At 73.5% G+C, this 26,461-nt stretch carries 23 protein-coding genes; 19 read left to right on the plus strand and 4 right to left on the minus strand.

The genetic code is table 11. The features are described 5' to 3' along the window. The 9 genes from ACFOX0_RS26355 to ACFOX0_RS26395 form a co-directional block, all read left to right on the plus strand. Positions 1 to 695 (plus strand): hypothetical protein (locus ACFOX0_RS26355; RefSeq protein WP_377550788.1); only part of this gene is annotated, 695 nt, incomplete at its 5' end. 119 nt (positions 696 to 814) lie between these two features. Beyond that, complete coding sequence (locus ACFOX0_RS26360; protein ID WP_377550790.1) at positions 815 to 2,461, plus strand: beta-1,3-glucanase family protein; 1,647 nt, start codon at positions 815 to 817, stop codon at positions 2,459 to 2,461. A 269-nt stretch (positions 2,462 to 2,730) separates the two neighbouring features. Further along, positions 2,731 to 3,396: a hypothetical protein gene (locus ACFOX0_RS26365; RefSeq protein ID WP_377550792.1), complete on the plus strand. Its 666-nt coding sequence runs from the start codon at positions 2,731 to 2,733 to the stop codon at positions 3,394 to 3,396. A 78-nt stretch (positions 3,397 to 3,474) separates the two neighbouring features. Continuing rightward, entirely contained in the window at positions 3,475 to 3,810 is a 336-nt protein-coding gene (locus ACFOX0_RS26370) for a hypothetical protein (RefSeq protein WP_377550794.1), read from the plus strand. A 22-nt stretch (positions 3,811 to 3,832) separates the two neighbouring features. Further along, a complete protein-coding gene (locus tag ACFOX0_RS26375; RefSeq protein ID WP_377550796.1) occupies positions 3,833 to 4,573 on the plus strand; it encodes a hypothetical protein in 741 nt (246 codons plus the stop codon). Between the two features lies 1 nt (position 4,574). Further along, complete coding sequence (locus ACFOX0_RS26380) at positions 4,575 to 5,723, plus strand: hypothetical protein (protein ID WP_377550798.1); 1,149 nt, start codon at positions 4,575 to 4,577, stop codon at positions 5,721 to 5,723. A gap of 99 nt (positions 5,724 to 5,822) precedes the next feature. Next, on the plus strand, positions 5,823 to 7,316 hold the full coding sequence (locus ACFOX0_RS26385; protein WP_377550800.1) for an SCO6880 family protein: 1,494 nt from the start codon (positions 5,823 to 5,825) through the stop codon (positions 7,314 to 7,316). Then, positions 7,313 to 9,151: an ATP/GTP-binding protein gene (locus ACFOX0_RS26390; RefSeq protein ID WP_377550802.1), complete on the plus strand. Its 1,839-nt coding sequence runs from the start codon at positions 7,313 to 7,315 to the stop codon at positions 9,149 to 9,151. The genes ACFOX0_RS26385 and ACFOX0_RS26390 overlap by 4 nt, the downstream gene beginning before the upstream one ends. Then, entirely contained in the window at positions 9,148 to 10,977 is a 1,830-nt protein-coding gene (locus tag ACFOX0_RS26395) for a type IV secretory system conjugative DNA transfer family protein (RefSeq protein WP_377550804.1), read from the plus strand. Before ACFOX0_RS26390 ends, ACFOX0_RS26395 begins: the two co-directional genes overlap by 4 nt. Positions 10,978 to 11,065: 88 nt before the next feature. Here the strand turns inward: ACFOX0_RS26395 and ACFOX0_RS26400 are convergent, their stop codons facing one another. Beyond that, the gene (locus ACFOX0_RS26400) at positions 11,066 to 12,481 is read right to left on the minus strand and encodes a glycoside hydrolase family 19 protein (protein ID WP_377550806.1); all 1,416 of its coding nucleotides are present in this window, start codon (positions 12,479 to 12,481) and stop codon (positions 11,066 to 11,068) included. 205 nt (positions 12,482 to 12,686) lie between these two features. Between ACFOX0_RS26400 and ACFOX0_RS26405 the strand changes: the two genes are divergently transcribed. Together ACFOX0_RS26405 and ACFOX0_RS26410 are read left to right on the plus strand one after the other, a co-directional pair. Further along, positions 12,687 to 13,358 (plus strand): DUF6668 family protein, encoded by a 672-nt coding sequence (locus tag ACFOX0_RS26405; RefSeq protein WP_377550808.1) that lies wholly within the window; start codon positions 12,687 to 12,689, stop codon positions 13,356 to 13,358. 84 nt (positions 13,359 to 13,442) lie between these two features. Beyond that, positions 13,443 to 14,444 (plus strand): hypothetical protein, encoded by a 1,002-nt coding sequence (locus tag ACFOX0_RS26410; RefSeq protein WP_377550810.1) that lies wholly within the window; start codon positions 13,443 to 13,445, stop codon positions 14,442 to 14,444. 94 nt (positions 14,445 to 14,538) lie between these two features. Here the strand turns inward: ACFOX0_RS26410 and ACFOX0_RS26415 are convergent, their stop codons facing one another. Next, positions 14,539 to 15,036 (minus strand): DUF4913 domain-containing protein, encoded by a 498-nt coding sequence (locus ACFOX0_RS26415; RefSeq protein ID WP_377550812.1) that lies wholly within the window; start codon positions 15,034 to 15,036, stop codon positions 14,539 to 14,541. A gap of 127 nt (positions 15,037 to 15,163) precedes the next feature. Between ACFOX0_RS26415 and ACFOX0_RS26420 the strand changes: the two genes are divergently transcribed. The 3 genes from ACFOX0_RS26420 (at position 15,164) to ACFOX0_RS26430 (ending at position 18,660) form a co-directional block, all read left to right on the plus strand. Then, entirely contained in the window at positions 15,164 to 15,742 is a 579-nt protein-coding gene (locus ACFOX0_RS26420) for a sigma-70 family RNA polymerase sigma factor (RefSeq protein ID WP_377550814.1), read from the plus strand. Positions 15,743 to 15,946: 204 nt separating this feature from the next. Continuing rightward, positions 15,947 to 16,762, plus strand: coding sequence for a zf-HC2 domain-containing protein (locus tag ACFOX0_RS26425; protein WP_377550816.1), 816 nt, complete (start codon positions 15,947 to 15,949; stop codon positions 16,760 to 16,762). Between the two features lie 17 nt (positions 16,763 to 16,779). Next, positions 16,780 to 18,660, plus strand: coding sequence for a S8 family serine peptidase (locus tag ACFOX0_RS26430; RefSeq protein WP_377550818.1), 1,881 nt, complete (start codon positions 16,780 to 16,782; stop codon positions 18,658 to 18,660). A 23-nt stretch (positions 18,661 to 18,683) separates the two neighbouring features. Here ACFOX0_RS26430 and ACFOX0_RS26435 read toward each other — a convergent pair whose 3' ends face one another. Further along, positions 18,684 to 20,093: a S8 family serine peptidase gene (locus ACFOX0_RS26435; protein ID WP_377550820.1), complete on the minus strand. Its 1,410-nt coding sequence runs from the start codon at positions 20,091 to 20,093 to the stop codon at positions 18,684 to 18,686. Between the two features lie 163 nt (positions 20,094 to 20,256). Here ACFOX0_RS26435 and ACFOX0_RS26440 point away from each other — a divergent pair, with 163 nt between their 5' ends. From ACFOX0_RS26440 to ACFOX0_RS26450, 3 genes are all read left to right on the plus strand, one after another. Continuing rightward, positions 20,257 to 21,825: a hypothetical protein gene (locus tag ACFOX0_RS26440; RefSeq protein ID WP_377550822.1), complete on the plus strand. Its 1,569-nt coding sequence runs from the start codon at positions 20,257 to 20,259 to the stop codon at positions 21,823 to 21,825. 125 nt (positions 21,826 to 21,950) lie between these two features. After that, complete coding sequence (locus ACFOX0_RS26445; protein ID WP_377550824.1) at positions 21,951 to 23,438, plus strand: S8 family serine peptidase; 1,488 nt, start codon at positions 21,951 to 21,953, stop codon at positions 23,436 to 23,438. Between the two features lie 104 nt (positions 23,439 to 23,542). Continuing rightward, the gene (locus tag ACFOX0_RS26450; protein ID WP_377550826.1) at positions 23,543 to 24,184 is read left to right on the plus strand and encodes a response regulator transcription factor; all 642 of its coding nucleotides are present in this window, start codon (positions 23,543 to 23,545) and stop codon (positions 24,182 to 24,184) included. Between the two features lie 25 nt (positions 24,185 to 24,209). Here ACFOX0_RS26450 and ACFOX0_RS26455 read toward each other — a convergent pair whose 3' ends face one another. Beyond that, a complete protein-coding gene (locus ACFOX0_RS26455; RefSeq protein ID WP_377550828.1) occupies positions 24,210 to 24,557 on the minus strand; it encodes a DUF952 domain-containing protein in 348 nt (115 codons plus the stop codon). Between the two features lie 112 nt (positions 24,558 to 24,669). On the opposite strand from ACFOX0_RS26455, the gene ACFOX0_RS26460 reads away from it, so the two are divergent. Next, positions 24,670 to 24,819, plus strand: coding sequence for a hypothetical protein (locus ACFOX0_RS26460; RefSeq protein WP_377550830.1), 150 nt, complete (start codon positions 24,670 to 24,672; stop codon positions 24,817 to 24,819). A gap of 116 nt (positions 24,820 to 24,935) precedes the next feature. After that, positions 24,936 to 26,285: a glycoside hydrolase family 6 protein gene (locus tag ACFOX0_RS26465; protein ID WP_377550832.1), complete on the plus strand. Its 1,350-nt coding sequence runs from the start codon at positions 24,936 to 24,938 to the stop codon at positions 26,283 to 26,285. The last annotated feature ends 176 nt before the right edge of the window (positions 26,286 to 26,461 follow it).

The raw sequence follows: 26,461 nt of genomic DNA on the forward strand, positions 1-26,461 counted from the left end.
CCGCCGAGTCGGCTCACGCCGAGTCGGCTCACGCCGAGTCGGCTCACGCCGAGTCGGCTCACGCCGAGTCGGCTCACGCCGAGTCGGCTCACGCCGAGTCGGCTCACGCCGAGTCGGCTCACGCCGAGCCGGCTCACGCCGAGCCGGCCCACGCCGTGCCGGCGGCCGTGCCCGGCCCCGGCCGGGGACCGGACCGACCGGCCCGGCGGGTGTCGCGGCCGGGTCCGCCGGGCCGACGTGACCCGCGTGGCGCCCGGCGGCGCAACCGGCTCAAGCTCACCGCCTGGGCGTTGACGGTCGCCGCCGCCGTGTTGGCCCTGACCACCGCCGTCCTGGTCGTCCGGGGCGGCGACGGCGAACCGGGCGGCCAGCCCGGCCTGGCGCTCGTCGCCACCGGAGCGGCTCCCGGCGGCGTCAGCCTCGCCGTCTCGGTGACCGGCAACGCGCGCGGCTCGACGGCGCAGGTCACGGTGACCGGTCTGCAGGCCGGCACCCGGTACCGGTTGTACGCGGTGACCCACGACGGCGTCACCCACGAGGTACGCGACTGGACCGGCGCGGCCGGCACCCAACAGGTGACCGGCGAGCTGACCCAGTCGGTGGATTCGCTGGCGTTCTTCTCGGTGGGTCCGGTCGACGGCCCGCCGATCGTCACCGCCGCGGTGGGTTCCCCGGCAGCCGCACCGCCCCGCTGACCACCTCCGCTCCGGACCCCGGTGCGCGGGGACGTCGGAACGGGGATACTGCGCCGTCACCCGTTTGTCTGCTTGACTGCGGTTCGACCCGATCCCCCCCCGAACCGCCAGGAGACGCCGTGCTGCGCAGACGAACCCTACTGGGGCTGGCGGGAGCCGGCGCCGCCGCGATCGGCGTACCCGTGGTCGCCTCCGCCCTGTTCTCCCGGGCGGACGCCGAGGACGGGCTTCCGCTGACGGTCGTCAACAGCACCGGGACCTTCCCGAACTCGGCGATCCGGATGTACATCGTGGGCACCGACCCGGCCGGCAACCAGGGGTACGTCACCCGCAGCGGCGTGTTCACCCCGGTCACGGTGGACGGTGCGGCCGGCGGCGCGCTCGACATCGACGTGCCGTTCGCGCAGTCCGGCACGACGTCCTTCGCGCTGCCCAAGATGTCCGGCCGGATCTACTTCGCGATCAACGGCGAGTTGCAGTTCAAGGCGGTCGTCGACGGGAACGGCCGGCCCGCCCTGCAGCACCCCGCCGGCTGGGTGGAGAGCGACCCGAACTTCGGGATCCTGTACGACTTCTTCGAGTTCACCTACAGCGACGCGGGCATGTTCTGCAACACGACGATGGTCGACATGTTCAGCATCCCGATGTCGGCGCGACTCAAGGGCGAGGCCGAGAACGCCACCGGCAAGCTGGTCGACGGCGGCCGGGACGCGATCTTCGCCGCGATGGCCACCCAGCCCGGGTTCGAGAAACTGATCATCGGGGACAAGCTGCGCGTCATCGCGCCCGGCCACGGGATCGAGGCGGGTCGGTTCTCCCCGACGTACTACGACGACTACGTCAACGACATCTGGAACCGCTACGCCGGCACCCCGGTGCGGGTGAAGACGACCAAGGGCACCTACAACGGCCAGGTCGACCAGGGTGGAGGGTTGGTGTTCGACCAGGGCGCAGGTTCCTTCGCCAAGCCCAGCACGCTGGACGTCTTCTACTGCGCCGGCGCGCTGCTCGCCCCCAACGACGGGGTGAGCGGCGCGATCGCGGCGGTGCTCGGCGCCGGGTTCAACCGGTCCGTGCTCGACCGGCCCGACCAGCCGGTCACCGATCCGGCGGCCTTCTACCAGGCCCCGGTCACCAACCACTACTCGCGGATCCTGCACGGGTCGACGGCCGACCACCGGGCGTACGGGTTCCCGTTCGACGACGTCGGCCCGGGCGCGTCGTACATCGAGGACCACCGACCGACCGGGGTCGAGATCACGCTGACGCCGTTCGGCACGGCCGCCGGGCAGCCCGGTGGCCCGGTTCCCGGGACCGTCGTCACCACCGCGGTCGCGGGCGGTGCCGGCAGCGGCCGCCGGGACGCGTACGGCGAGATCGCGGCCGACGGTTTCACCGAGCAGTCCGGCGTCAAGACCGAGGCGTCGGACGAGGGCGGTCGGCACATCGGCTTCATCGCCAACGGCGACTGGGTGCGCTACGACGGGGTGGAGTTCGGATCGGGCGCGGCGGCGACCCGGTTCGAGATCCGGGCGGCGTCCGGTGCCCCGCCCGGCGCGTCCGGGTTGGTGGAGGTCCGGCTCGACGGGCCGACGAATCCGCCGGTGAGCGTGATCGTGGTGGCCGACACCGGTGGCTGGCAGTCCTGGCGGACGATCTCCGGCAACATGGTGCCGGTGACCGGGACGCACGACGTCTACCTGACCTTCACCAGCGGCCAGCCGCAGGAGTACCTCAACATTCGTTGGTTGGGCTTCCGCCGCTGAGTCGCCCCCCCACCACGGCCCGCGGACGCCCCCCGGTCGCGGGCCGTGGTGGTGGTCGTCGGGCACCCGCCCGCTCTCGCCTGCCGCCGGACCGCCGCCGCGAAAAATGTCGTGCCGGCGTGAACCCGTCCCCTCGGGCGTCCGTCTTGTGGCTGACATCGCGACAGCGTTGATCGACCGGAGCGACGCGACCGGGTGACGGGTGGCGGGGCGTCCGACGAATGGAGCGAATGGTGCCGGGGAACTGGTGGGCGGGGAAGAGTCGACGGGTGATCGGTGCCGTCGCCCTCGGCGTGCTGGTGGCCGTCGGGACGGGCCTTCTCGCCTCGGTGGCGCCGGCTGCGGCGGCCGACCACGAGGGGCAGATCAAGGTCGATGTCGACAACCAGATGGCGGCGAACGTCCAGTTCTGCATCAAGACCGACACCTCGAAGACGTACCCGGCAGGCAGTGACCGGGCCTGTTCCGGGAGCTTGATGATGCGGAAGACGGCGACCCTGTGGGTGGACGGGAAGCCGAACGACCGGGTCTACCTCGACCTCGAGATCTACGGCGAGCACACCCACAACGACCTGGACATCACCGGCGGGAACCAGTGCACCGTCACCGGCGACCTGGTCGTCGCCAAGCTGCGCTGCAACTCGCCGCAGGTCGAGAATTCGTTCGGGGTGCCCACGGTCAAGCCGTATTCGATCAATGTCGACGATCCCAACAGTCCGGGGATGTCACTGCTGAACCTGCTCGCGTGGTGCGTGTCCGCCGCCGGCGTGACCGGACTGCTCATCACCGGTCTCAATCTCGCCATGCAGTTGCGACGCGGTGAACCGGGTGAGTTCGGCGAGCACTGGCGGGGCCTGGTCATGGTTGGCGCCGCCTGCCTGCTCGGCGCGGTCGCCGGGCCGCTGGTCGAGTTCATCCATCCGATTCCGTCGTGACCCGTGCGTCGCCGGCGGTCCCGTCCGGCGACGCCGATCACGCACCGTCCGTTCCGGCACCACAATGGAGAGTGAGAGATGTTGCTGCCCGTTTACCGTGTCCTCGCCGGCCTCGCGCTGGAACCCGCGCCCAGCGGCGGTCCGGGTGGTGGCGAACCCGGCAAGGTGCCCCAACCGAAGATCAACGGTAATGTTCCCACCGTTTTGACCTCGAAGGTCGACCTGATCCTGGGCCTCATCGCCTGGGCCGGTACGGCGGCCGGTGTGGTCGGTGTGCTGGTGACCGGCACCATGATGGCCGTCTCCCACCGGCGTGGTGAGTCCTCGGAGCACATGAGCCGGCTCGGCATGGTGCTCGGCGGATGCGTCCTGGTCGCGGCGGCCGGTCCGCTGGTGAATTTCGTCTTCACCTGAGCCGGAACAGGGGACCACGCTGATGAGTAGGCAATCCGATGCCGGCGTCGACGACGAGCGACCGTTCTGGCGACAACGGGGATGGCAGCTCTCCGCCGGCTACCTCGCCCTCGTCCTGTGTGCCGGTGTCGTCGCCGTGTTCGGTGCCGGATCCGACGAGTCGACCGGCGGAGCGGGGCGGACGACACCAGGTCAGTTGACCGTGGAGGTCGGCGCCACGAACTCACGGCCGGCCGGCTGCCGTACCGACGACGCGGACCAGAGCACTCCGGTGCGGCCGCCGGTCGACGTGACCTGGCGGCAGTTGAACGGCGCGGGCGTCCCGTCCTCGGCCTCGGCCGGCCCGCTGCGGTCGACCGGCCCGCTGCAGTGGTGCTTCGCGCACACCCCGATGGGTGCCGTCATGGCCGCGAACGTCATCCCTCGGCACATGAGCGGTGCCGAGTGGCGGGCCGTGACCGAGCAACAGGTCGTTCCCGGCAGCGGGCGGGACGTCTTCGTGGCGCTCCGGTCGTCGCAGTCGGACTCGACGCGGCAGTTCACCGCCAACTCGTTGGCGGGTTTCATGTTGCTGTCCTACACGCCGGATTCCGCCACGGTCCGGTTGCTGATCAGGCAGCCACCCGCGGTCTACGGAGCCACCGAATACGTGGTCGACTGGCAGGGCGGCGACTGGAAGCTGCGGGCCCGTCCCGACGGCGATCTGCATTCGGAGTTCAGCGCCGTGCCGGACGTCGGCGGCTTCGTGTTGTGGAAGGTGTGAGATGGCCACCTGCAGCAGCGGCGACGCGGTGTGGTACTTCGGCGGGTTCGGCGGCCTCGCCAAGCTACTCGACCAGGGAATCGACGGAATTCTGAGTGACATCGCCAACGCCATCATCAAGGCGGCCGTCAGCCTCTTCGCCGACATCGCCAGCAAGATTCCCACGCTCGGGGACTCGGACACCAACCACGCGATCGGTGCGCAGATCAACTGGTTGGTCGTCTTCCTCGCGGTCGCCTCGTTGCTCTTCGCGGCCGCCCGGATGGCGCTGGAACGGCGTGGCCAGGCCGGCATCACCGCGCTCAAGGGCATCCTGCGGATGGTCCTGGTGGCCGGTGCCGCGACCTATGTCCTGCAGCGGCTCACCAGCCTGTCGGACAGCTACACCGACCACCTCTACCAGGCCGGGGTCAAGGAGCAGCTCAAGGCGATCGCCGGCTGCGGCACGGACGCCCTGACGGCCTTCCTGCTGATCATCATCGGCATCCTGCTGATCTTCGCCGGCATCATCCACATCATCCTGCTCTACATCCGGCTCGGCGTGATGGTGATCCTCTCCGGCACGCTGCCGCTGGCCGCCTCGGCCTCCATGACGGACTGGGGCTCGTCCTGGTGGCGCAAGCACCTCGCCTGGATGGTCGCCTGGCTGGTCTTCAAGCCGGCGACCGGCCTGGTGTTGTACGCCGGTGCCGTCATGATCAACTCCACCGGCGCCACCGCCGCCCAGCAGAAGATCGCCGGGTGCGGCGTGCTGCTGCTCTCCGCCGTCGCGCTACCGGCCCTGCTGCGGCTCATCGTCCCCGCGACCGCCGCGCTCGGCTCCTCGGACGGCGCCATGGGCGCGTCCGGGGCGGCCCTCGGCGGCGCGGCGGCGGCCACCGGCGCCGTCGCCGCCCCGGCCTACCGCAAGGCGACGCAGAGCGTGCGTTCCGGGCCGAGCGGCGCGGGTGGCGGCGGCCGTGGTGGCGGCGGTGGTGGCGGTGGTGGCGGGCACCGGTCCGCCGGCCGGGCCGCCGCCGGCCTGGGCGCCTGGGCGACCGGGAAGGCCGTCAAGGGCGCGGCGCGGGCGACCTCCGGCGCGGCCAAGACGATGGGCAACGTGGCGTCCAGCGCGGCGCCCGGCATCCACGACGACAACAGTCAGCACTGACCGCGACCTCCCGGCACGGTTCACCGGCGGCGCCCGCCGGGACTCAGGTCGACGAAGGGTTCAACGTAGGCAGCACGCCGCGGAAAGGACGGGAACGGAATGACCACGGAAGCGATCAAGGTCCGGACGTACGGCAACTGGCGCCGGCCCCGCAAGGCGGGACTGGGCTCCTTCGGCCTGATCGGTACGGTCGGCATCTTCGGCGGACTCGTCGTGGTCCTGCTCGCCTCGCTGGTGTCGTTGCAGGCCGCCCTGGTGGTCGCCGCACCGATCCTGGTGCTGGTGGGGCCGCTGGCGATCCGTACCCAGGACGGCCGGAACGTCTACAACGTGCTGGCCCTGCGGATCGGCTGGTCCCGGCGCCGGGCCAACCGGCAGCACCTGTACGTCTCCGGCCCGCTCTCGGCGCGGCCCGGCGGTCACTTCCGGCCACCCGGCCTGCTGTCCCGGGTCCGCATGCTGGAGGGCCGGGACCCGTACGACCGGCCGTTCGGGGTGCTGCACCACCGGCACCGCAACCTGTACACGGTGGTGCTCGGCTGCGAACCGGACGGCGGTTCCCTGGTCGACCCCGACCAGGTGGACATCTGGGTGGCGATGTGGGGCGACTGGCTGGCCCGGCTCTCCCACGAACCGGGACTGCGGGGTGCCTCGGTGGTGGTCGAGACCGCGCCGGACCCGGGCACCCGGCTCGCCACCGAGGTGCTCACCCGGATCAGTCCGGACGCCCCACCGGCCGCCCGGGCGGTGATGGAGGAGGTGGTCGAGACGTACCCCGCGGCGTCCTCGGAGATGAACACGTACGTCACGCTGACCTACGGCATGGCCGGCGGCGACCGGCGCGACCCGGCCGAGATCCTCACCGAGCTGGCGCTGCGGCTGCCCGGCCTGCTCGCCGGCCTGGTGGAGGCGGGCGGGGGAGCGGCGGAACCGCTGTCGGCCGAGCGGATCGCCGAGGTCGTCCGGGTGGCGTACGACCCGGACGTCGCGGCGGACGTGCTGGACATCCGGGCCCGGCACGGCGGCACCGGGCTGCGCTGGTCGGACGCCGGCCCGTCGGCCGCGGTGGAGACCGTCAACGCCTACCAGCACGACTCCGGCGTCTCCCGCAGCTGGCTGCTCACCCTGGCGCCGCGTGGCACGGTCCGCTCCAGCGTGCTGCGCAGCCTGCTCGAACCGTCGCCCGCCATCCGGCGCAAGCGGGTGGCGTTGCTCTACCGTCCGATCGACCCGGCGACCTCGGCCCGGATGGTCGAGGCGGACCGACGGGCCGCACAGTTCATGGCCACCTCGACGCGGGGCATGGTGCGGGCCCGCGCCGCGTCCGAGGTGCAGGCGGCCGAGCAGACCGCCTCGGAGGAGGCGTCCGGTGCCGGCCTGGTGGAGTTCTCGATGGTGGTGACCGTCACCGTGGACTCCGTCGCCGAGATCGCCGACGCCAACGTCACCGTGCGTAACCTGTTGGGCTCCGCCCGCCTGGGCATGCGCCCGGCCGACCGGATGCAGGCGGCGGCCTTCAGCTGCGGGCTGCCGGTCGGGATCCTGCCCTGGGAACAGACGATGATCCCGCACGAACTGCAGGAGGCGTTGTGACCCGCCCGGACGCCCGGATCCGGGTGCTGGACCTCGGCGCGGACTGGCAGCCGGGAGCGTCCGGCGACGGCACCGCCCTCAGCGAGGTCGTCGTTGCACCGGTCGACCCGCGGGACCGGGCCGGTGACGGGGCGACGCCCCGAGCCCGGCGTAAGGCCCGTGAACAGCAGGATCGGTTCGAGGCGATCGAGGCGCGGCGGCGCGAGCGGCTGGCCCGGTCCAACCGGGAGGGCAGCGTCCCGCACCGGGGCTCGGCGGTGGTCGGCGGCGGCCGGGTCGGCAGCCTCGACCCACCCGCCCTCTGGCGGGCCACCACCGTGCAGGCGTGCGGGCTGTGGCCGTTCGCCTCGGGCTCCGGTTCACCGATGGTGGGCGTGCCGCTGGGCCAGCACCTGGCCACCGGCGCCACCGTCTGCGGCGACCCGCTCAACTGGTTCACCCGGGCCCGGTACATCTCCAACCCGTCGCTGTTCATGCTGGGCATGCCGGGTCTGGGCAAGTCGACGCTGATCAACCGGATGCTGATCGGCCTGAGCACCCAGGGCGTGGTGCCGCTGGTACTGGGCGACCTCAAGCCGGACTACGCGGACACCGTACGGGCGCTGGGTGGTCAGGTGATCTCGATCGCCCGGGGCATGGGCGGCCTGAACATCCTGGATCCGGGCGCGATGGGCGCCGCGGCCGCCAAGCTCGGCGGCGAGGCCGGCCAAGTGCTGGCGGCCGAGACCCACGGCCGGGTGCTCAACATGGTCGCGGCCCTGCTCACCATCGTGCGCGGCCAGGCCATCTCCGACCACGAACAGTCCGTCCTGTCGGCCGCCCTGCGGCACCTGCGGGAGCGGACCCCGCCGGGCTCCGCCCCGCAGCTGACCGACCTGCTGCGGGTCATCGAGGAGGGGCCGCCCCAGGTCCGGCAGATCACCCTCGACCGTGGACAGGACTCCCGGTACCGGGACGCGGTGGACCCGCTGCACCGGTCGCTGCTCGGCATCCTCGACGGACCGCTCGGCGACACCTTCGCCGCCCGGACCGCCACCCACGTCGACCCGAACGCCACGGCCGTGTGTATCGACATCTCCCGGATCGGCGAGGCGGACGGCCAACTGACCGCCGCCGCGATGCTCGCGGCCTGGTCCGACGGCCTCGGTACGGTGGCCGCGTCGCACGCCCTCGCGGACGCCGGCCTCGCGCCGCGCCGCTGGTTCTTCACCATCCTCGACGAGCTGTGGCGGCCGATGCGCGCCGCCTCGGGCATCGTCGACCGGATCGACGCGCTGACCCGGCTCAACCGGTCCCTCGGGCTGGCCGACGCGAAGATCACGCACACCCTGAAGGACGCCGAGGCGCTGGGCAGCGAGGCCGACAAGGCCAAGGCCCGCGGCTTCGTCGAACGGGCCGGCATGGTGGCCTGCGCCGGCTTGCCCCGGGCCGAGATGCAGGAACTCGGCAAGGTGGTGGGCCTGTCCCGGCGGGAGATCGACCTGGTCTCGTCCTGGTCCTCGCCGCCCGGGTGGGCGCAGAACGGCGAGCACGAGGAGCCGCCCGGCCGGGGCCGTTTCCTGATCAAGGTGGGTGGTCGACCCGGGATCCCGATCCGGGTGGCGATCACCGACACCGAGCGGATGCTGCACGACACGAACACCCGTTGGGTCGCCAACGGCCACGCCGAACGGGTGGCGGCGGAACGGGCCGCGCGGGACGCCGCGGTCGCAGCCGGTGACGGCCCGCCGCCGGCCGGGCCCGGCGACCCGACCCGGTCCGCCGACGGCGGGGTCGAGACCGACCGGGCGCGGGCGGCGTTTCCGCCCGGTCCCGAAGGAGAGGGGTACGCGTGAGAGGCACCGGACCCGGCCGGGTCGCGGCCGGTGGCGAGGTCTGGCCCTGGCTGATTCCCGGCTTCGGGTTGCTGAACCTCGTGGTCTTCGGGGTCGCCTGGCTCGGTGGCACGGTCGGCGCCGCGATCACCGGCAACGGCTGGCACCCGCCGCCGTTCACCCTGGGCAGTTACGTCAAGATCCTCACCGGTGCCACCACCGAGTTGTGGCCGGGCGCCGCGCCGTACGCGGTGTACGGCGGGATCCTGTTGGTCCTCGCCCTCGCGGTGGCGCTGCTGGTGGTGGCCGGACGGGCGCTGCACCGGGCACTGAGCCGCCGGACCGGGGGCTTGGCCCACCGGCGTGACCTGCGGTCCATGACGCCCGACGGGATCGCGGCCCGGGCCCGGGAACTGCGCCCCTCGCTCACCGGCATCCGGCAGCTGCACCCCGACGACACCGGCAACCTGCTCGGCGACCTCGACCCGTCCGGGCCGGAGCTGCGGTCCTCCTTCGAGGACGTGGAACTGGACCTGATGGCGCCGCGGGCCGGCAAGTCCACCGGCATCGCCATTCCCCGGCTGCTGCGCGCCCGCGGCCCGGTCCTGCTGACCTCGAACAAGTCGGACGTGTTCACCGTGACCCGCCGGGAGCGGATGAAGATGGGCCGGGTCTGGACGTTCGACCCGCAGGGCATCGCGCACACCCCGCGGGAGATGTGGTGGGACATGCTCTCCGGCTGCGACACCATCGAGGGGGCCCGCCGGCTGGCCGGTCACTTCGTCAGCTCGGTCAACGACGACTCGTCCAAGAAGGATTTCTGGATCGCGGCCGCGCAGAACACCCTCACCGCCCTGTTCCTCGCCGCCGCGCGCAGCGGAGCCGGGGTGCCCGAGCTGCTCGGCTGGCTCGCCGACCCGGCCGACCGGACCCCGATCGATGTGCTCCGCGAGGTGAACATGCCGGCCATGGCCGAGCAGTTGCAGGGCACCATCCGCGGGGCGGTGGAGACCCGGGACGGGATCTACGAGACCGCCCGCCAGTGTGTGGCCTGCCTGCTCGACCCGGAGACGGTGGCCTGGGTCAGCCCCGACCCGTACCTGCCGGAGTTCGTCCCGGACCAGCACGTGCTCGGCCGGGACACGCTCTACCTGCTCTCCAAGGACGGCGGTGGCTCGGCGGCGGGCGTCATCGCGGGGCTCGCCGATGCGACCATGCGGGCGGGCGTGATGGCGGCCGAGCGGATGGGCGGCCGGTTGGACCCACCGATGACGGCCGTGCTGGACGAGGCGGCGAACGTCTGCCGCATCAGCGACCTGCCCGACCTGTACAGCCACCTGGGCTCGCGGGGCATCAACGTGGTGACCCTGCTGCAGAGCTACCGGCAGGGCGCCCGGGTGTGGGGCGAGGCCGGGATGGACGCGCTGTGGAGCGCGGCCACCATCAAGCTGCTCGGCGCCGGGCTGGACGACGCCGACTTCGTCGACAAGGTCGCCCGTCTGGTGGGCCAGCACGACGTCCGCACGCCCACCATCTCGCACAGCCGGGACGGCTCGTCCCGGTCGGTGTCGTACCGGCAGGAGCAGGTGCTGCCGGCCGACCGGATCCGGGCCCTGCCCAAGGGCACCGCGCTGCTGCTGGCAACCGGGATCCGGCCCGCGCTGATCCGGCTGCGCCCCTGGTACCAGGAGCCGAACGCGGCGCGCATCTCGAAGGCCGCGAAGGCCGAGGTGGCAGCCATCACCGAGCGGGCCGCCGCGAGCTGGGCCCGCCGGGCGCGGTACCGCCGGGCGCCGGTCGGTGTGGCCGAACAGCCCTCCGCGGCGGACGGTATGTGGGCCGGCTGACCCGCCGAGCGCGGTTCGGTGCGACGGAGCCGTCCCGCCGGACCAACCGCGGGCCGGGCGGATTTCCGCCCGGCCGGAACTCCGCCGGTCAGCAGCTCAGCTTCTCGCCCGGTTCGACGCCCAGGGCGGCGGTGAACCGCTGGTAGGAACTGATCCGGCTCTGCACCTGGCCGGCGTTGCCGCCGTTGCACTCCCGGGCACCGTTGATGCTGCGGATCGTCTCGCCGAAACCGGCGCCACCGGTGATCGCCGCGTGTGCGGTCATCGAGCCCGCGCCACTGCGCGTCATCCAGAACCACAACGCGGTCCGCCAGGCCACCGTGGGGTCGTTCTTCACCTGGTCCGGGTTGCCGAGCAGGTCGACCCCGAGCGCGTCACCGGCGGCCTTGTAGTTGGTGTTCCAGCTGAGCTGGATCGGGCCGCGCCCGTGGTACGCGGTCTTGCCGGCCGGACAGCCGTACGGTTGGCCGGCGTCGCAGTAGTCGCCCCACACCGACTGGTTGATCTCCTCGACGTAGACCAGGCCGCCGGACTCGTGGTCGATGTTGGCCAGGAAGGCCGCCAACTCCTGCCCCTTCACGGTCGCGTCGCCGGTGCCGGCGAACGCGGGGAAGGTGGCCATCGCCGCGACCAGCCCGTCGTAGGTGTAGAACGGGTTGCGGGACGGGAACATCGCGTCGAACCGTGCCTCGGTCAACCCGGAGCCGGGCGGTACGACCTGCTTCTTGCCGACCACCGGCGGTGTCCCGTCGCTGACCGTGGGGGAGGCGCCGGGTGAGGGGGCGTCGGTCAGGTATTTCTTGAACCGCGACCGGACCTGGACCGGGTAGCTCTGCGGGTCGACGAGCTGGCCGCCACCGGATTTCGTGACGGCGTCCAGGCCCGCGCGGTATGCGAACAGCGTCAGGGTGAGCAGGTCACCGGTGAGCTTCTTCTCATCGAGCAGCTTCTTGAGGTCCTTGGCCAACGCGCAGAGGTAGCGCGCCTGGGCGTGGATCGAGTCGGCGATGTCCAGCGCCGACGTCCTGCCGTTGTTGTCGTCGTCCTTGCCGTACTTCGTGAAGACGTCGGGCGGCAGTTGGGAGATGCCCTGTTCCCCGTTCGGTCCGACCTTGTCCGGCGTGAAGCCCGACTCGACCTCGATCTGCGCGGCCAGGATCGCCGGGCTGATCAGATCGCACTCCTTCGCGGCCGCCTTGATCGGCTCCGCGACGTCCGAGCGGGGCAACCTGTCCTCGGCGAAGGTGCCCTTGCCGTCACCGGTCATCGCGGTGATCATGTCACTCGTCGCCCCGGACCCGGCCTGGTTCCCCGCTCCACCGGGGGACGAGGCACCGCCCAGCACCGCGATGATGGCGATGATGACCACCAGCGCGACGACGGCGAGGGCGATCAGCGGGCCGAAGCCGATCAGGCCGACCAGGGCCAGCATGATGTTCGTCGCGTTCGGCTTCAGCGCCGACTGTCCCGCGTGCTTGGCGGCCAGCAGCTTGTTCACCCGCATCCGTTCCTCACCTTCGTCGTCCGGGGCGGTTCTCGGTGACCGGAACCACGGACGGACCGAACGGGTCCTCGGTTCACCGATCCGCGACCGGTTCGGTGAACCGGCGTGGTGCGCACGTCGTTCTAGTGCCGACCAGCCGTACCGGCCGGCGCTCCGACGTGGGCCGGCCCGGCGCGGCACCGGAAGGTGGAGGAGGTGGGCCCGGGTGAGCGTCCCCGCGGCGCCGAGGCGGCAGGACCCGACGGCGGCGAACCCCGGCCCGCCCGGCGGGGTCGAGGCCGCCGGGCGGATGGATACCCGGCAGGAACACCCCGGCCGGGTGCTGACGGCGGACCGGGTGGCCGACGGCCTTCGGTCGGACGGTGTGCCGCCGGGCGGCGCGCGGTTCGACGAGGCCGCGCTGGCCCGACCCGCACCCGGGCGGTGGCGGCCGGCGGGGAAGCTGTCCGACAGCGGCGTCTGCTGGGTCGCGGCGCACGGCGGTGCCGGCGCGACGTCGCTGACCATGGTCCTGGGCGGCGTCGACGCCGGCTGCCGGTGGCCCGATCCGACCACCGGCGAGCCGGCCCGGGTGCTGCTGGTGGCCCGCACCCACGCCGCCGGGATGCGGGCCGCGTCGCGGGCGCTGAACGCCATGCGGGAGGGCCGGCACCCGCCCGGGATGCGGCTGCTGGCGCTGGTGCTGGTCGCCGACGCGCCGGGCCGCCTCCCGATCGCCCTCTACAGCCGGGTACGGGTGCTGCGCTCGGTCGCGCCGGTCTGCCGCGTGCCGTGGATCCCGGAGTGGCGTGCGGGCCGGCGGCCGAGGTCGATCCCCCGCCAACTCGTCCGACTCGGTCAACTCGTCGGCGCGTACCCGGACGGGGAACTCGGCTGATCCGGCCGGTGAACGGTGAACCGCCGGTGCCGGCTGGCCGTTCCGGGGGCGTCGTCGAATTCACCCCCATCGAAGGAGTGAGCCATGGGTCAACCCAACTACGAGTTGGACGATCTGGAAGCGCAGACGGGTCCGTTCCGCCCACCGGCCCTGGGCAGGTCCGCCACGATGAACCTGCCATTCGTGCAGACCGCGCAGTTGCCCACGTTGCACGAGGCCCCTTCGCCCACCGGCACGTACCGGTCCACCGACTCCGACGACTCGATATCGCTGTCCGAGTTGTCCGAACTCTCCGGAGCCAACCTGCAGGCCGAGGCGCGGGACGGTTGGAAACTGGTCCAGTTCGCCAAGTCCTCGTTCCAGTGGCTGGAGCCGGCCGGCACGGCGACCAGTCTGATCGGTGCCGGTATCAAGGGCGCCGCCCCGTCGTACGCGACGACGGCCTCGATCGTGCAGGGGGTCGGCGGCCTCATGACGGCGGTCGGTAGCTCCTACAGCACGTACGAGGATGCCGTCAAGGCGAAGGAGAGGGGCATCGTCGATCCGGAACGCGGCATCAAGAAGGAACGCGTCAAGGCGGCCGAGGTGGGCACCCACAAGAGCAGTATCCAGGTGGCGGCCGGCCTTGTCTCGGGCGCGGGCGGGGTCGTCAGCGCCGTGGCGGCGTTGGCGAACGGGCGGACCGACATCGCCTTCGCCGGCACCCTGATCAGCGGCGCCGCCGCGGCGGTCAAGAGCGTCAACGGCAAGCGCGACGACCCGAACGCGACCGGGAAACACTTCCTGATCGACCATCGGGCCGAGATCACCGACCTGCGGAACTGGAACCGCACGCCAGACGACGTGCGGAAGGCGTTGACCAAGTTCTACGAGAGGGTGGACCGCAAGGCGGCCGAGAAGCGGGCCGCCGCGCAGGAGCCGCAGAAGGGAAAGGAGTCGAGCCGTCCGCAGCCCCAGGGCCGGTCCAGTTCGGTGGCCTACCCGCCGGGCTTCGGCTACCAGCAGAACCCGGCAGGATGGACTCCCGGCGAGATCAGCCGCCGCGGCAGCGAGACGGGTCGCGGCAACGGCGGACCGACGCGCTGAGCGATCCGCGACTGGTCGTTCCCGGTCGGCCCGGGGCGGCGGCCATCGCCGCCGTCCGGGACCGACCGGGTACGCCCGACGGCCGCCGCCGGTTTCAGTCGTCGTACTCCTCGCACTGCGGGGACTCCTTGTCGCGGTGCAGCCCCGGCTTGCAGCCGGCGAACGGACCGGACGGGTCGCGCAGCGAGTTCATCACCGGACCGAGGTAGTCGCGGTGCCAGTGCGCCGGACCGGTCATCGACGAACCCGGCCCGGTGAGTTCGGACCAGGCCATCCAGAGGGCGTACAACTGGGCGACCGCCTCGCGGTGCGCCCACCAGCGGGGACACCAGGGAGCCGTCGAACCGGTCTCCCGGCCGTAGACCGGCAGCAGAAGGTCCTTCACCCACCGGCTGAGTTGGGTCATCTCCTGGTCGTACTCGTCCTCGTCGAGATACAGGATGAACCGCACCCCCGCCGCCTCGGTCGGCGCCGCGTCGCCCGGCGGTGCGTCGGTGGTCGGCGGTGCGTCGGTGGTCGGCGGCGCGTCGACCTGGCCGTCGGCGGCCGGCCGGGTGGTCGGCTCGGTGCGGTCCTGCAGCACGTCGGTCATCGGGAACTCCTCGCTCCGGACTGCGTTCGGTGCCGTCAGGACGGGTGCCGGGCGGGGACGGTTCACCCCCCAGAAAATTCCTGGGATTGTCGTCGAACTAGGTGACCGGGCGCCTCGTAAGAAGGCCATGACGCTGGCTGTGGAACACCCGGTACGCGCCGGGAGTGACCGTGCGGAGCTGGACCAGGCCCTGCGCCACCTGCACGAACGGTATGCTCCGGCCCTGCTGTACTACCTGCTGCGGCTGACCAACGGCGACCAGCACCGCGCCGAGGACATCGTCCAGGAGACGTTGATCCGGGCCTGGAACCACCCCGAGGCCCGCTCGGACGGCGGGCAGTGGAGCAAGCCGTGGCTGTTCACCGTCGCCCGGCGGATCGCCATCGACCACGTCCGCGCCGTGCAGTCCCGCCCGCCCGAGCACCCCGACGAGCGGATCGACGCGTACGCCGGGCGGGACGACGCGATCGACCGCCTGCTCGACGCCCGGGAGGTACGGGCCGCCCTGCGGGCGATGCCGGAGCGGCTGCGGACGGTGCTGGTGGCCGTCTACTTCCAGGAGTGCTCCACCGCCGAGGCGGCGGACCTGCTGGACGTGCCGCCGGGCACGGTCAAGTCGCGGACGTACTACGCGTTGAAGGCGTTGCGGGAGGCGCTGGAGGCGAGGGGTTTCACCGCCGCCCGGGGCGCGCCGGTACGCGACTGATGGCAGTCCGACCCCCGGTACGGTGAACGCGCGGTGAACCGGAGCCGCTTCCCGCCCGTTGTCCGTCCAGCGGCCGGGCCGGCACGGACGGTTCCCGGCCGCCACATCGGTTCCGGCCGGCGGCCTTCGGGTGAGCGGAGCCGTCCCGATCCCCCGATCACACCCCGGGTCTGACCCGGACGGCCTGAGGAGGTGCGCTGCCGAGTGGACGGTCCCGCCGCGCACCGGTCGTCCGAGTTGGGACTCTACGTCCTCGGCGTGCTCGACGCCGAGGACCGCGAGCCGGTCGAACGCCATCTCGCCCGCTGCCCGGAGTGTCGGTCGGAGGCCGACGCGTTGAGCGGTGTGGTCGCGGCCTTCGCCAGCCTGTCGGCGGTGGATCGACTGCGGATCGTCCAGGAGTTCGGCGTGCGCCGCCCCGACGCGCGTCCCGGCCGCACCGGACGCCGGAACCTGCCGCCGCCTTCCCCCGCTGCCCGGGTCCGGCCGAGGGCAACGAAAAGCCCGCCGAGGTCGACGAGAAGGAGACCGGGTCCGCTGGTCGGCGCCGCCGGCCTCGCGGCGGTGCTGGCCGTGCTCCTGGCCGGCTATCTGACGCTGGCCGGGCCCGGTCCGGCCGACCGACCCGGCGGGCCGGCGCCGGTCGCCGCGGGCGTGGACAACCGCAGCGGTGCGGCGGTCTCGATCCGGATCGTCGGGCGGCCGGACGGCTCGGCGGGTGTCCAGGTCACGGTGACCGGCCTGCGGGACGCGACGCGCTACCAGCTGTACGCCGTCACCGCCGACGGCGGGACCCGGCTGGTGACCGACTGGACGGGTTCCGCCGCGCCGCAGGACCTCTCCGCCGACCTTCCGATCCCCGCGGCCGACGTGGCGTTCTTCACGGTCACCCTGATGGACGACACGCCGGTCGTCTCGGCGTACCTGCCGGGTGCCGGAACTGCCACCCCGCTGCGGGGGGAATGCGGCCGGACCGTGAACCGCGACCCCGATTCAGCCGTCCTGACGCCGTGCCGGTAATCGACGAGGGGAGACCGATGTACTGGGTCAGCCGCGCGCTGCTCGCCCTGACGGTGATCGTGACCGTCGGGATGACGGGCACGCCCGCCGAGGCCGGCGCCGAGAGCTACGTCAAGTACTACCGCGTGACGGCGAGGTACGAGGGCGCGTCGGAGAACCTGACCGCGATCGCCGTGCGGTTCCTCGGCAGCGGCGAACGCTCCGGTGACATCTACGACCTCAACGCCGGTCGCCGGCAACCGGACGGGGCGACGCTCACCGATCCGGCGAAGCTGCACGCCGGGTGGCTGCTGGTGATGCCGTGGGACGCCGCCGGCCCCGGAATCCAGTACGGCGCCCTGCCGACGGACGCTCCGGCGCCCCCACCGGCGAAGAACGAAACGCCGCCGGGTCGCACCGGTGGCCCGCCGACCGCGGGCCCGACGGGGGCGCCGACGCCCTCGGTACGCTGTCCCACCGCGATCGCGGCCGGCACCCGGGCCGACTGGGCCCGCCCTCGGCTCGGCGTCGAGAAGGCGTGGCCGACGAGCCGGGGCAAGGGACAACTCGTCGCGGTGGTCGATTCCGGGGTGGACGCGACGGTGCCGCAGCTCGCCGGCCACGTCCTGGCCGGCACCGACGTCACCACCACCGGCGGCGGCCGGGGCGACACGGACTGCCTGGGCACGGGTACGGCGATGGCGGCCGTCGTCGTGGCCCAGCCGGCCGGGACCGGCGCCCCGGCCGGGACCGCGCCCGACGCCTCGGTGCTGCCGGTACGGGTGGTGGGTGCCGTACCCACCGCAACTCCCGCGCAGCAGGCGGCCGCCATCACCGCCGCGGTCACCGCCAAGGCCACCGTCATCGCGGTCGGCCAGTACGTCGACCTGACCGACAGCGGGGTCGCCCGGGCGATCGACGACGCGCTCGGCCGGGACGTGGTGGTGGTCGTCGGCGCGGCCACCGCCGGCTCGGCCCCGACGCCGGGCGGGTCCGGCGCGGCGACGCCCAAGGGCGAGGGTCTGCTGCGCGTGGGCGGGGTGGGCGCCGACGGCCGGCCGGCCGAGCAGTACCGGTCGGACGGCGTCGACGTGGTGGCCCCGGCCGTGGAGGTGGTCAGCCTCGGCACCGGAAAGACCGGGCCGGTGGCCGTGACCGGCCGGCACGTGGCCGTGGCCTTCGTGGCGGGCGTGGTGGCCCTGGTCCGGGCCGCCGAGCCCGCGTTGCGCGCGGATCAGGTGGGTCGGCGGGTGCGGTCGACCGCGGACCCGTTGGGCTCGGGTACGAGCACCGCACCGGACGCCGCGCTCGGTTGGGGGATGGTCAACCCCGGCGCCTCGGTGACGAACTCCGTCGCGTCGCCGAGCGGCAGTCCCGCGCCGGCGACTCCGGCCCAGGTCACCCCGGCCGACCCACCGCCCGCCGCGGCGGCACCGGCGTCCTCCGACGGGGGTTCCCGGAGGGTCTGGGCACTGGTCCTCCTGCTGCCGCTGCTGGGCCTCGGCGGATTCCTCGTACTGCGCCACGTACGGCGGCGCGGGTCCGAACCGGAGGACGACTGGTCGGACGACGAGGTGCCGGACGTGCCCGCCCCGGCGGCGGCGCCGACGTCGCAGCCCTGGTCGGCGGTCCCACCTCCGGCTGGTCCGATGCCGCCGTCGGAGCCGGCCGGACCGCCGCCACCGGTCGCGCGCCCGTTGCGGGTGCCCACGCCGTCCCGGTCGGACCTGCGGGCCGCGACGGCACTGGCGGGCGCGGGACGGCACTGGACCGACAGCTATCCCGGGCCGGGGACGGCGGAACCGGCCGACGAGCGGCCGACGACGGAGTTCGCCGCACCCGGCCCCGGCGGATCCGACGTCGAGGATCGGCCCTACGCCGATGTCCCCACCGGGCAGGAGGGGCGTTACCGAGGATGACGGTCGGTGGCCGGGCCACCGGGTCAGCGGCGGCCCACGCCCGACGCGCGTAGATGGAAGGTGACCGCCAGGACGCCCAGTACCAGGGCGAGAACGAGCAGCACGACGACGGCCGTTCCCGGACCCGAACCGCGACCGGAGTCGTCGCCGCCACCCGGCGCCGCGCCGATCGCGGCGGCCGGGTCGATCAGGCCCCAGCCGGACCGGGGGTCGGGCGACGCGACCACCCCCCGGCTGGCGCTGGTGCGCACGTTCAACGCCACGGCGACGGCGGACCGGTCCCGGTACGCCGACCGCACCAGCACGAGCAACCCGGCCACGAACGACACCGCGAACTCGGCCCCGGTGCCCTCCACCGTCCCGGTGTCACCGCTGCCGATGCTGGTCACCCGGACGCCGGGCGCCAGCACGTCGACGTTGCCGGCGGGGTAGTCCTCCGCCGGGCCGCCGTCGGTGCCGGCGGCGCCGACCCGCAGCAGCCCCGGTCGGTCGGCGGCCGACCGGCCGCGCGTCGCGGCCGGTACGACCACCACCACGTCCCGGGCGATGGCGGCGTCGATCGCCAGGGACGCGTCGACCTGCGTCAGGTCCACCGGTACGGTCACGGCGATCACCCGGGCGCCGCCGGACACCGCCAGCCGGATGCCGCCGGCCACCTCGCGGGCGCGGGTGGTGCCGTCGGTTCCGGCGGTCACCCGGATCGGCAGGATGGTCGCCTCGGGCGCCATGCCCACGAAGCGGCTGCCCGGTTGCTCCTGGGCGGCGATGAGGCCGGCGACCGCCGTACCGTGCCCGAGGCAGCCGTCGGCGCCGGCGGCGGCACCGGGAACGGCGTTCTCGCCGGCCAGCACCCGGCCGCTCAGCGCCGGCGCGGTGGCGTCGACGCCGGTGTCCACCACCGCGACCGTGATGCCGCCGCCCCGGCCGTGGGTCCAGGCGTTGGTGGGCGCCAACCGTAACTGGGCCCAGGGCACGCCGCTCGACGGCCCGGACGCCGGTACGGCGCATTCCGGGTCGACCGGCTCGGTGGGTACGGGCGCGGACGGGGCCGCGGCGGGTCGGTTCACCGGCAGTTCGCCGTAGGAGATGCCGTCGCCGGCCGCGTCCCAGGGCAGGACGAGCAGCCAGCCGGGGCGCAGCACGTCCGGATCCGTCAACCGGCCACCGTCGGACTGCCGGCGGGCCGAGTTGAGGGCGAGCAGTTCCCGGTAGCGGTCACCGTCGCCGAGGTAGCGGGCCGCGACGTCGCGCAACCGCTGCGGCCGGTCGTCGGCGGACGCCGGGACGACGTAGTACTTGATGAACTCCGCCGCCGAGCCGGGCGAACCGGGTGACCCGGCCGCGACGGCGACCCCGGGCGTCAGGACCAGCAGCACCCCGAGCAGATGGACGACCAGTGGCAGGGCGCGGCCACGGTCCGGCGGTATGGTCAACGGGATCCTCCGGGTCGGTCACCCGGCATGCTAACGCGCGGTCGAGGCGGTCGGGTCCCGTCACCACGGCGATCGAATGATCGACGTCGCGGTGAACCGCGGGCGGCGTGGTCCGTTATGGAGGCTACGCGGACCGGCGTACCAGCGACCGTACACTTCGGAGGTGGCCATGACGGACCAGCTCCGGCGGCAGGTCGTGGCGCCCGCGCCGACCGCCCGGCGCGCACCGGTCCGGCGCCCCCGGGCCACGGCCCTGATCATCGCCCTGCTGGTGGGCGGGCTTCTCACCGGTGCGCTGGTCGGTTCCGGACCGGCCGGCGCCGTCGCCGAGCCGACCGGCAAGTACTACGTCGTGGGTCAGCCGGTCAACGGTCAGCGCGAGTACCTCTACGACATCGCCCGCAAGACGTTGGGCAACGGCAACCGCTACAAGGAGATCGTGGCGCTCAACCGGGACCGGCGGCAGCCCGACGGCGCGCTCCTCACCGACTCGATGGACATCCGGCCCGGTTGGGTCCTGCTGCTGCCGCCGGACGCCGAGGGTCCCGGCGTCCGCGCCGGTACGCCGACCGCGGTCGCGCCGCCGCCGACCACCGGCGCGCCGGTCGTCGGGTCACCGGCCGCGGACACGGACGGTGGTCAGGGCGGCGGGAGCTGGCTCGGCGCCAGGCTGTCGCGGACCGAACTCGACGGCGGCCTGCTGCGGATCGGTGGTTTCACGCTCGCCGCACTGCTGCTGATCCTGGCGGTCCGCATCGCGCGCAGCGGCCGACGGGTCCCGGCTCCCGCGGCCGCCCGGGTGGCGCCGGGGCCAGCCGACACCCGGCCCGGACCGCGGGCGCCGGCCCGGCCGCACCCGCCGACGCGGGCCGCCGACGAACCCGGCGACCGGGCTCGACCCGGGGCCGACTCCCGACCCGGTGCCGACTCCCCACCTGACGAACGATCCGACGACCCGGCGACGGCCGCCGCGGCGCCGCCGCCGAACCGCTCGGGAACGACGAACGCCCCGGACCGGCCGGACCAGCCCGGTCGACCGGGTCAGCCCGATCAGCCCGATCGACGGGACCAGCCCGACCTGCCGGGTCAGCCCGGTCCGGCGGACCGGCCGGTGGACCGGGTGGATGCGGCCGTCCCCGGGACCGCGGGACCGATCCCGCCGGCCGAGTCGCCCCCCGCGCTGCCCGACGACCCGCACGCGGCGGTGTTGCGGGTGGCGTTGTCGACCGAGGCGGGCCCGGTCGACGTCCGGCTGGTCGGTGTCGCGGCCGGTCGCGGCGCGGCGTTCGGCTGGCTGGCCGAGGGCGAGGCGCCACCACCGGCCACCCTGCCCCTGGTGCTGGGTCGGCGGGGCGGCTGGCGGTTGTTCGTCGACCTGGCCCGCACGCCCGACGTCGTCACGATCGTCGGCCCGGACGGGGACCGCCGGAGCCAGGCTCTCCGGCTGGCCCGTCAACTACGGTCGTCCGGCCGGGGCGTGGCCGCCGTCGCCGGCGTCTTCGGCGATGACCCGGTGCCGGGCAGCCGGGCGCTCGAGCGGTTCCCGGACCTGCCCGCCGCCGGCGACGCGCAGCCGGAGCCGCACGTGGTCTTCAGCGCCGGCCTACCGGGTGCCGCGGCTCGACACCTGGTCGGCGTGACCGGAGGACACGCCGTTCCGGTGATCGTCGGGGACGTACCGCCCGGGCGCTGGTGCATCCGGGCGGGTGCCGGCGGAGACGAGCCGCGGTGAGAGCTTCCGGTGGTGTGGGCCGGGTTCGAGGAAACGGAACGGGCGGGGCGTCCGCGGGTGGGTCGATGTCCGGCCCGGTCCGACGGACGGCGCCCGGATCCGTGGTGAGTTGGAGGAGACTGCTGGTGCCGGTGACGCGTCGTACCCTCGGGCGGTTGTTCGTGGGGCTGATCACTGTCTGTTGTGTCGTTCCACTGACGGCGGGTGGGATGTCGGCCGCGGCTCCCGCCGGGCAGTCGGCGGGCTACGTGAAGTACTACACGGTGGCCGCCTCGTACCAGGGGGCGCCGGAGAATCTCACCGAAATCGCCGTACGGCTGTTGGGCAGCGGCGAGCGGTCGGCGGAGATCTACAACCTGAACTCGGGCCGGATCCAGGCGGACCGGGCGGGGCTCACCGACCCGGCCGTGTTGCACCCGGGCTGGTTGCTGGTGCTGCCGTGGGACGCGGCCGGCGAGGGCGTGCAGATTGGCCAGTTGCCGGGCGTCACCGTCCCCCGACCGCCGACCGTCACCGGCGGTCCGAATTCATCCTCGCCCGGCCCGTCCGCGAGTGCCTCCGGCGGGCCCCCGAGCGGCGGGAAGGCGCCGGTCGGCTGCGCCGGCGCGACCGCGTCGAGCAAGCAGTCCGGCTGGGCGCAGGAGCGGATGGCGCCGGATCAGGCGTGGGAGAAGACGCGGGGCAACGGCGTGATGGTCGCGGTCGTCGACTCGGGCGTCGACGCGCGGGTGCCGCAGCTCAGCGGCCGGGTGGCGGTGGGCGCGGACATCACGACCGGCAGCGGTCGCGGCGACACGGACTGCATCGGCAGCGGTACGGCGATGGCCGGCATCATCGCCGGCACCGGCGGGTCGGGCAGCGGCCCGTCGGGGATGGCGCCGGACGCCACCATCCTGCCGATCCGGGTGGTCACCTCCGGGACCGAGGCGAGGTCGGCGGCGCAGGCGACGGCGATCGAGGTGGCCGTGTCGGCCGGCGCCTCGGTGGTGGCCGTGGGGTCGTTCGTCAGCCTGCGGGATCCGGCGGTGGTGGAGGCGATGACGAACGCGCTCAGCCACGACGTGGTCCTGGTGGTCGCCGCGCCCACGGAACCGGTGTCCATGCCGTCCCCGACCGGGGGCTCTGCCGGCGCACTCGTCCGGGTCGGTGGGGTCGGCCCGGACGGGCAGTTCGCGGCGGCCTACCTGGAGTCCACGGTGGACGTGGTCGCACCCGGCCTCAACGTGGCCAGCATCGGTCTCGACAAGGGCAGCCCCGTGATGAACAGCGGTTCCCAGTACGCGGTCGCCTTCGTGGCCGGCCAGGCGGCGCTGGTCCGGGCGGCCAACCCGGACCTGACGGCGGCCCAGGTACGGTCCCGGATCGAGAAGACCGCCGACCGGATGGGCCCGGCCGCGCCGGACAAGCGGTACGGCTGGGGCATGATCAATCCGACGTCGGCCGTGGTCACCATGGTCGCCGGCGAGCAACGCAGCGCCGACGCGCCCGCCGGCGGCGGCGGATGGATACGGACGGCGACGATCGCCGCCGTGGTGCTCATCCTGGTCGCCGCGTTGATCGTGCTGGTGCTGCGGTCGCGGCGGCGCGCCGTCGACGACGACCTCGACGACTGAATCGCGGACGGAATCGTTTCCGGGAGGTGAACCGACGGCGGGGCAGCTCCGTCATCAGGACACCGACCCGCGACCGCGGTACGAACGTCCATCCGGAGGAACAGATGCCCACCTGCGCCATCGCCGATGATCACCCTGTGCGGCGGGCCGGCCTGGAGAAGTTCGTCGCCGACAGTGACGAGCTCTCGGTCGCCGCGTCGGTACGTTCCATCGAGGAACTCGTCGGGGTGGCGCCGTTCGACGTGGCGATCGTCGACGTGCCGCTGCGCTCCGGTGGCCCCGCGCTCGCGGCGATCGAGCTGCTGGCGGCCCGCTGCCCGGTGGTCGTCACGTCGTCCTGGGAACGGCCGCTCACCTTCGGCGCCCTGCTGCGGGCCGGTGCGCGCGGCTACGTGGCCGGCCATTCCGACGGGCAGGTCATCGTCTCGGCCCTGGTCACCGTCGCGCGCGGCGGCTTCTACGTCTGCCCCGAGCTGGCCGACCGGTTCCACGCGGAGTTGCTGCCCGGCCTCAACGCCGACCCGGCCGGCCTGGCGCCCCGGGAGGCCGAGACGCTGCACTGGATCGCCCGGGGTCTGACCCACGGTCAGATCGCCGGGCGGATGGGCCTGACCGAGGCGACGGTGAACACGTACGCGAAACGGATCCGGGCGAAGCTCAAGGCCGGCAACAAGGCGGAACTCACCCGCATCGCGATCGAGCGCGGGCACGTCCGGGGTGACGACCACCGCTTCCCGGCGGCCTGACCGGGACCGGTCGGCGGGCCGGCGATCAGGCCAGGGCGGTGAGGGCGGCGGCGACCGCCGCCGCGGTCGGGACGTCCGCCGGCAGGTCCGCCGCGTCGACCACCGCCGCCAGTGGCAGCGGACCGTGTACGTGCGGGAACAGCGCGCCGCCACGGGACGGTTCCCAGCGCAGCGCGTCGCCGAGCCGGTCCGGGTCCACCGCGAGGACCAGCAGGTCCGACTGGCCGGCGAAGTGCCGTTCGGCCGTGCCGGGGAGCTGCTCCGCCGACGACAGGTGGACGAAACCGTCCCGTCGGTCGTCGGCCGACCCGTCGTACCGGCCCGCGGTCACGGCCGCCGACCACTCCGCCCGGCTCACGATCTTGTAGATCATCCCCCCAGCGTACGGGCCCGCCGCCCACCCCTCGCCCGGCCGGGCGGTCCGCGGGCGGCCGGGCCGGGCCGTCGTCGGGTTTGGACCGCCCGAGGCCGGGTACGCGGCGCCCATGATCGCACTGATCGTTCTGTTACTGGTGGCGTGGTTGGTGCTGGTGGTGGTCGGGCTGACGGTGAAGGGCCTGTTCTGGCTCTTCGTGATCGGCGCGATCCTGTTCGTCGCCACCGCGATCATCGGCTGGATCCGCCGACGCGTCTGATCCCGGTCCGTCCGGCGTCGGTTCGGCCAACCGTGGACGGCGCACTTCCCTTGCATTTATCGAAGTGATAAGAGTCAATGTATGGGTATTGACCGATCACCCCGGGGGAGTGGGCCATGGTGGGCGTGGCTGGAGTCCGGCGTCGGCTGATCGCGGGCGGTGTGGTCGCGGTACTGGCGAGCGCGGCGCTCGCCGGCGCCCGACCGGCCCGGGCCGACTCCCGGCAACCACACGTGGACAACCCGTACGCGGGTGTGCCGGGCTACGTCGATCCGCAGTGGCGGGCCCGGGTACGCGGCGTCCCGGGCGGCGATCGGGTGGCGAACGCGCCGACCGGCATCTGGCTGGACCGGGTGAGCCGGATCGCGGGCCGACCGGGCGAGCCGGGCCTGCGGGCCCACCTGGACGCCGCGCTGGCACAGCGCGCCGGCTACGTCCAGGTCGTCCTGAACGACCTGCCGGCCCGCGACTGCTCCCGCTTGCGGCCCGGCGGTGAGTTCGCGGTCGGCGAGGTGGACCGCTACCGGCGGGAGTTCGTCGACCCGATCGTGGCCATCGAGCGAGACCCGAAGTACCGCCGGCTGCGCATCGTCAACGTCATCGAGCCCGGCGCCGTGCCCGAACTGCTGGCCTTCCGCACCGGTTCGTCGTTGTGCGAGCAGGTGGACCGCGGCGGCGACTACCTCACCGGCATCCGGTACGTGCTGGACCAGCTCGGTCCGTACCCGAACATCTACCGGTACCTGGGCGCGGGGCATCACGCGCAGCTGGGCTGGGATTCCGACCGGGCGGCGGCGGTCGGCCTGTTCGCGACCATCGTCGCCGGCACCCGCGCCGGACCGGACGGCGTCGACGGCGTCATCGTCAACACGGCCGGGTACGGCGCGCTCACCGAGCCCTACTTCACGGCCGACACGGTGGTGAACGGGTCGCCCGTGACGTACTCGCGGTGGGTGGACTGGAACCGCTTCGTGGACGAGCTGTCGTACGGCCGGCAACTGCGGCGGGAACTGGTCGCCGCCGGGTTCCCGGACCGTGTCGGGGTTCTGGTCGACACCTCCCGCAACGGGTGGGGCGGCCCGGACCGGCCGGTCGCCCCGAGCACCTCGTCCGACGTCAACACGTTCGTCGACCGGTCCCGGGTCGACCGGCGGATCGCGTCGGCCAACTGGTGCAACCAGGCCGGTGCCGGTCTCGGCGAGCGTCCGGCCGTCGCGCCGCAACCGGGCGTCGACGCGTACGTCTGGATGAAGCCGCCGGGGACCTCCGACGGTGCCGCCGACCCGGGGTCCACCGACCCGGTCGCCGGCTTCGACCCGAAGTGCGATCCGGACTACCGGCCGCCGACGGACTCCGGGTGGCCGCCCACCGGGGCGTTGCACGACGCCCCGCCGGTGGGCGCCTGGTTCCCCGCCCAGTTCGCCCAGCTCATGGCGAACGCCTACCCGCCGCTGCCGGCCGGCTGACCGCGTCCGGCGCGGCCCGGACCCCGCGCGGCGACCCCGGCGGCGGTGCCGCATGAGGGGCGGGTCGGGCCGGCGACCGAAGGACCGGTCGGGTCGCTGTCGGAATCCCGACGGTGGCTGGTTCGTTTCCGCCCCGGCCCCTAGCGTTCGGGAGCGATTGTCTTGTCACTCATCGA

The sequence above is a fragment of the Micromonospora zhanjiangensis genome (genome assembly GCF_042650605.1).
GTDB lineage: Bacteria > Actinomycetota > Actinomycetes > Mycobacteriales > Micromonosporaceae > Micromonospora_J > Micromonospora_J zhanjiangensis.

Bases quoted from the DNA above. Each gene is read 5' to 3' on its own strand.
- ACFOX0_RS26420 (WP_377550814.1), top strand. From the start codon at position 15,164: ATGACGCTGGCTGTGGAACACCCGGTACGCGCCGGGAGTGACCGTGCG.
- ACFOX0_RS26385 (WP_377550800.1), top strand. From the start codon at position 5,823: ATGACCACGGAAGCGATCAAGGTCCGGACGTACGGCAACTGGCGCCGG.
- ACFOX0_RS26460 (WP_377550830.1), top strand. From the start codon at position 24,670: ATGATCGCACTGATCGTTCTGTTACTGGTGGCGTGGTTGGTGCTGGTG.
- ACFOX0_RS26400 (WP_377550806.1), bottom strand. From the start codon at position 12,481: ATGCGGGTGAACAAGCTGCTGGCCGCCAAGCACGCGGGACAGTCGGCG.
- ACFOX0_RS26370 (WP_377550794.1), top strand. From the start codon at position 3,475: ATGTTGCTGCCCGTTTACCGTGTCCTCGCCGGCCTCGCGCTGGAACCC.
- ACFOX0_RS26375 (WP_377550796.1), top strand. From the start codon at position 3,833: ATGAGTAGGCAATCCGATGCCGGCGTCGACGACGAGCGACCGTTCTGG.
- ACFOX0_RS26380 (WP_377550798.1), top strand. From the start codon at position 4,575: ATGGCCACCTGCAGCAGCGGCGACGCGGTGTGGTACTTCGGCGGGTTC.
- ACFOX0_RS26430 (WP_377550818.1), top strand. From the start codon at position 16,780: ATGTACTGGGTCAGCCGCGCGCTGCTCGCCCTGACGGTGATCGTGACC.
- ACFOX0_RS26455 (WP_377550828.1), bottom strand. From the start codon at position 24,557: ATGATCTACAAGATCGTGAGCCGGGCGGAGTGGTCGGCGGCCGTGACC.
- ACFOX0_RS26450 (WP_377550826.1), top strand. From the start codon at position 23,543: ATGCCCACCTGCGCCATCGCCGATGATCACCCTGTGCGGCGGGCCGGC.
- ACFOX0_RS26465 (WP_377550832.1), top strand. From the start codon at position 24,936: ATGGTGGGCGTGGCTGGAGTCCGGCGTCGGCTGATCGCGGGCGGTGTG.
- ACFOX0_RS26415 (WP_377550812.1), bottom strand. From the start codon at position 15,036: ATGACCGACGTGCTGCAGGACCGCACCGAGCCGACCACCCGGCCGGCC.
- ACFOX0_RS26410 (WP_377550810.1), top strand. From the start codon at position 13,443: ATGGGTCAACCCAACTACGAGTTGGACGATCTGGAAGCGCAGACGGGT.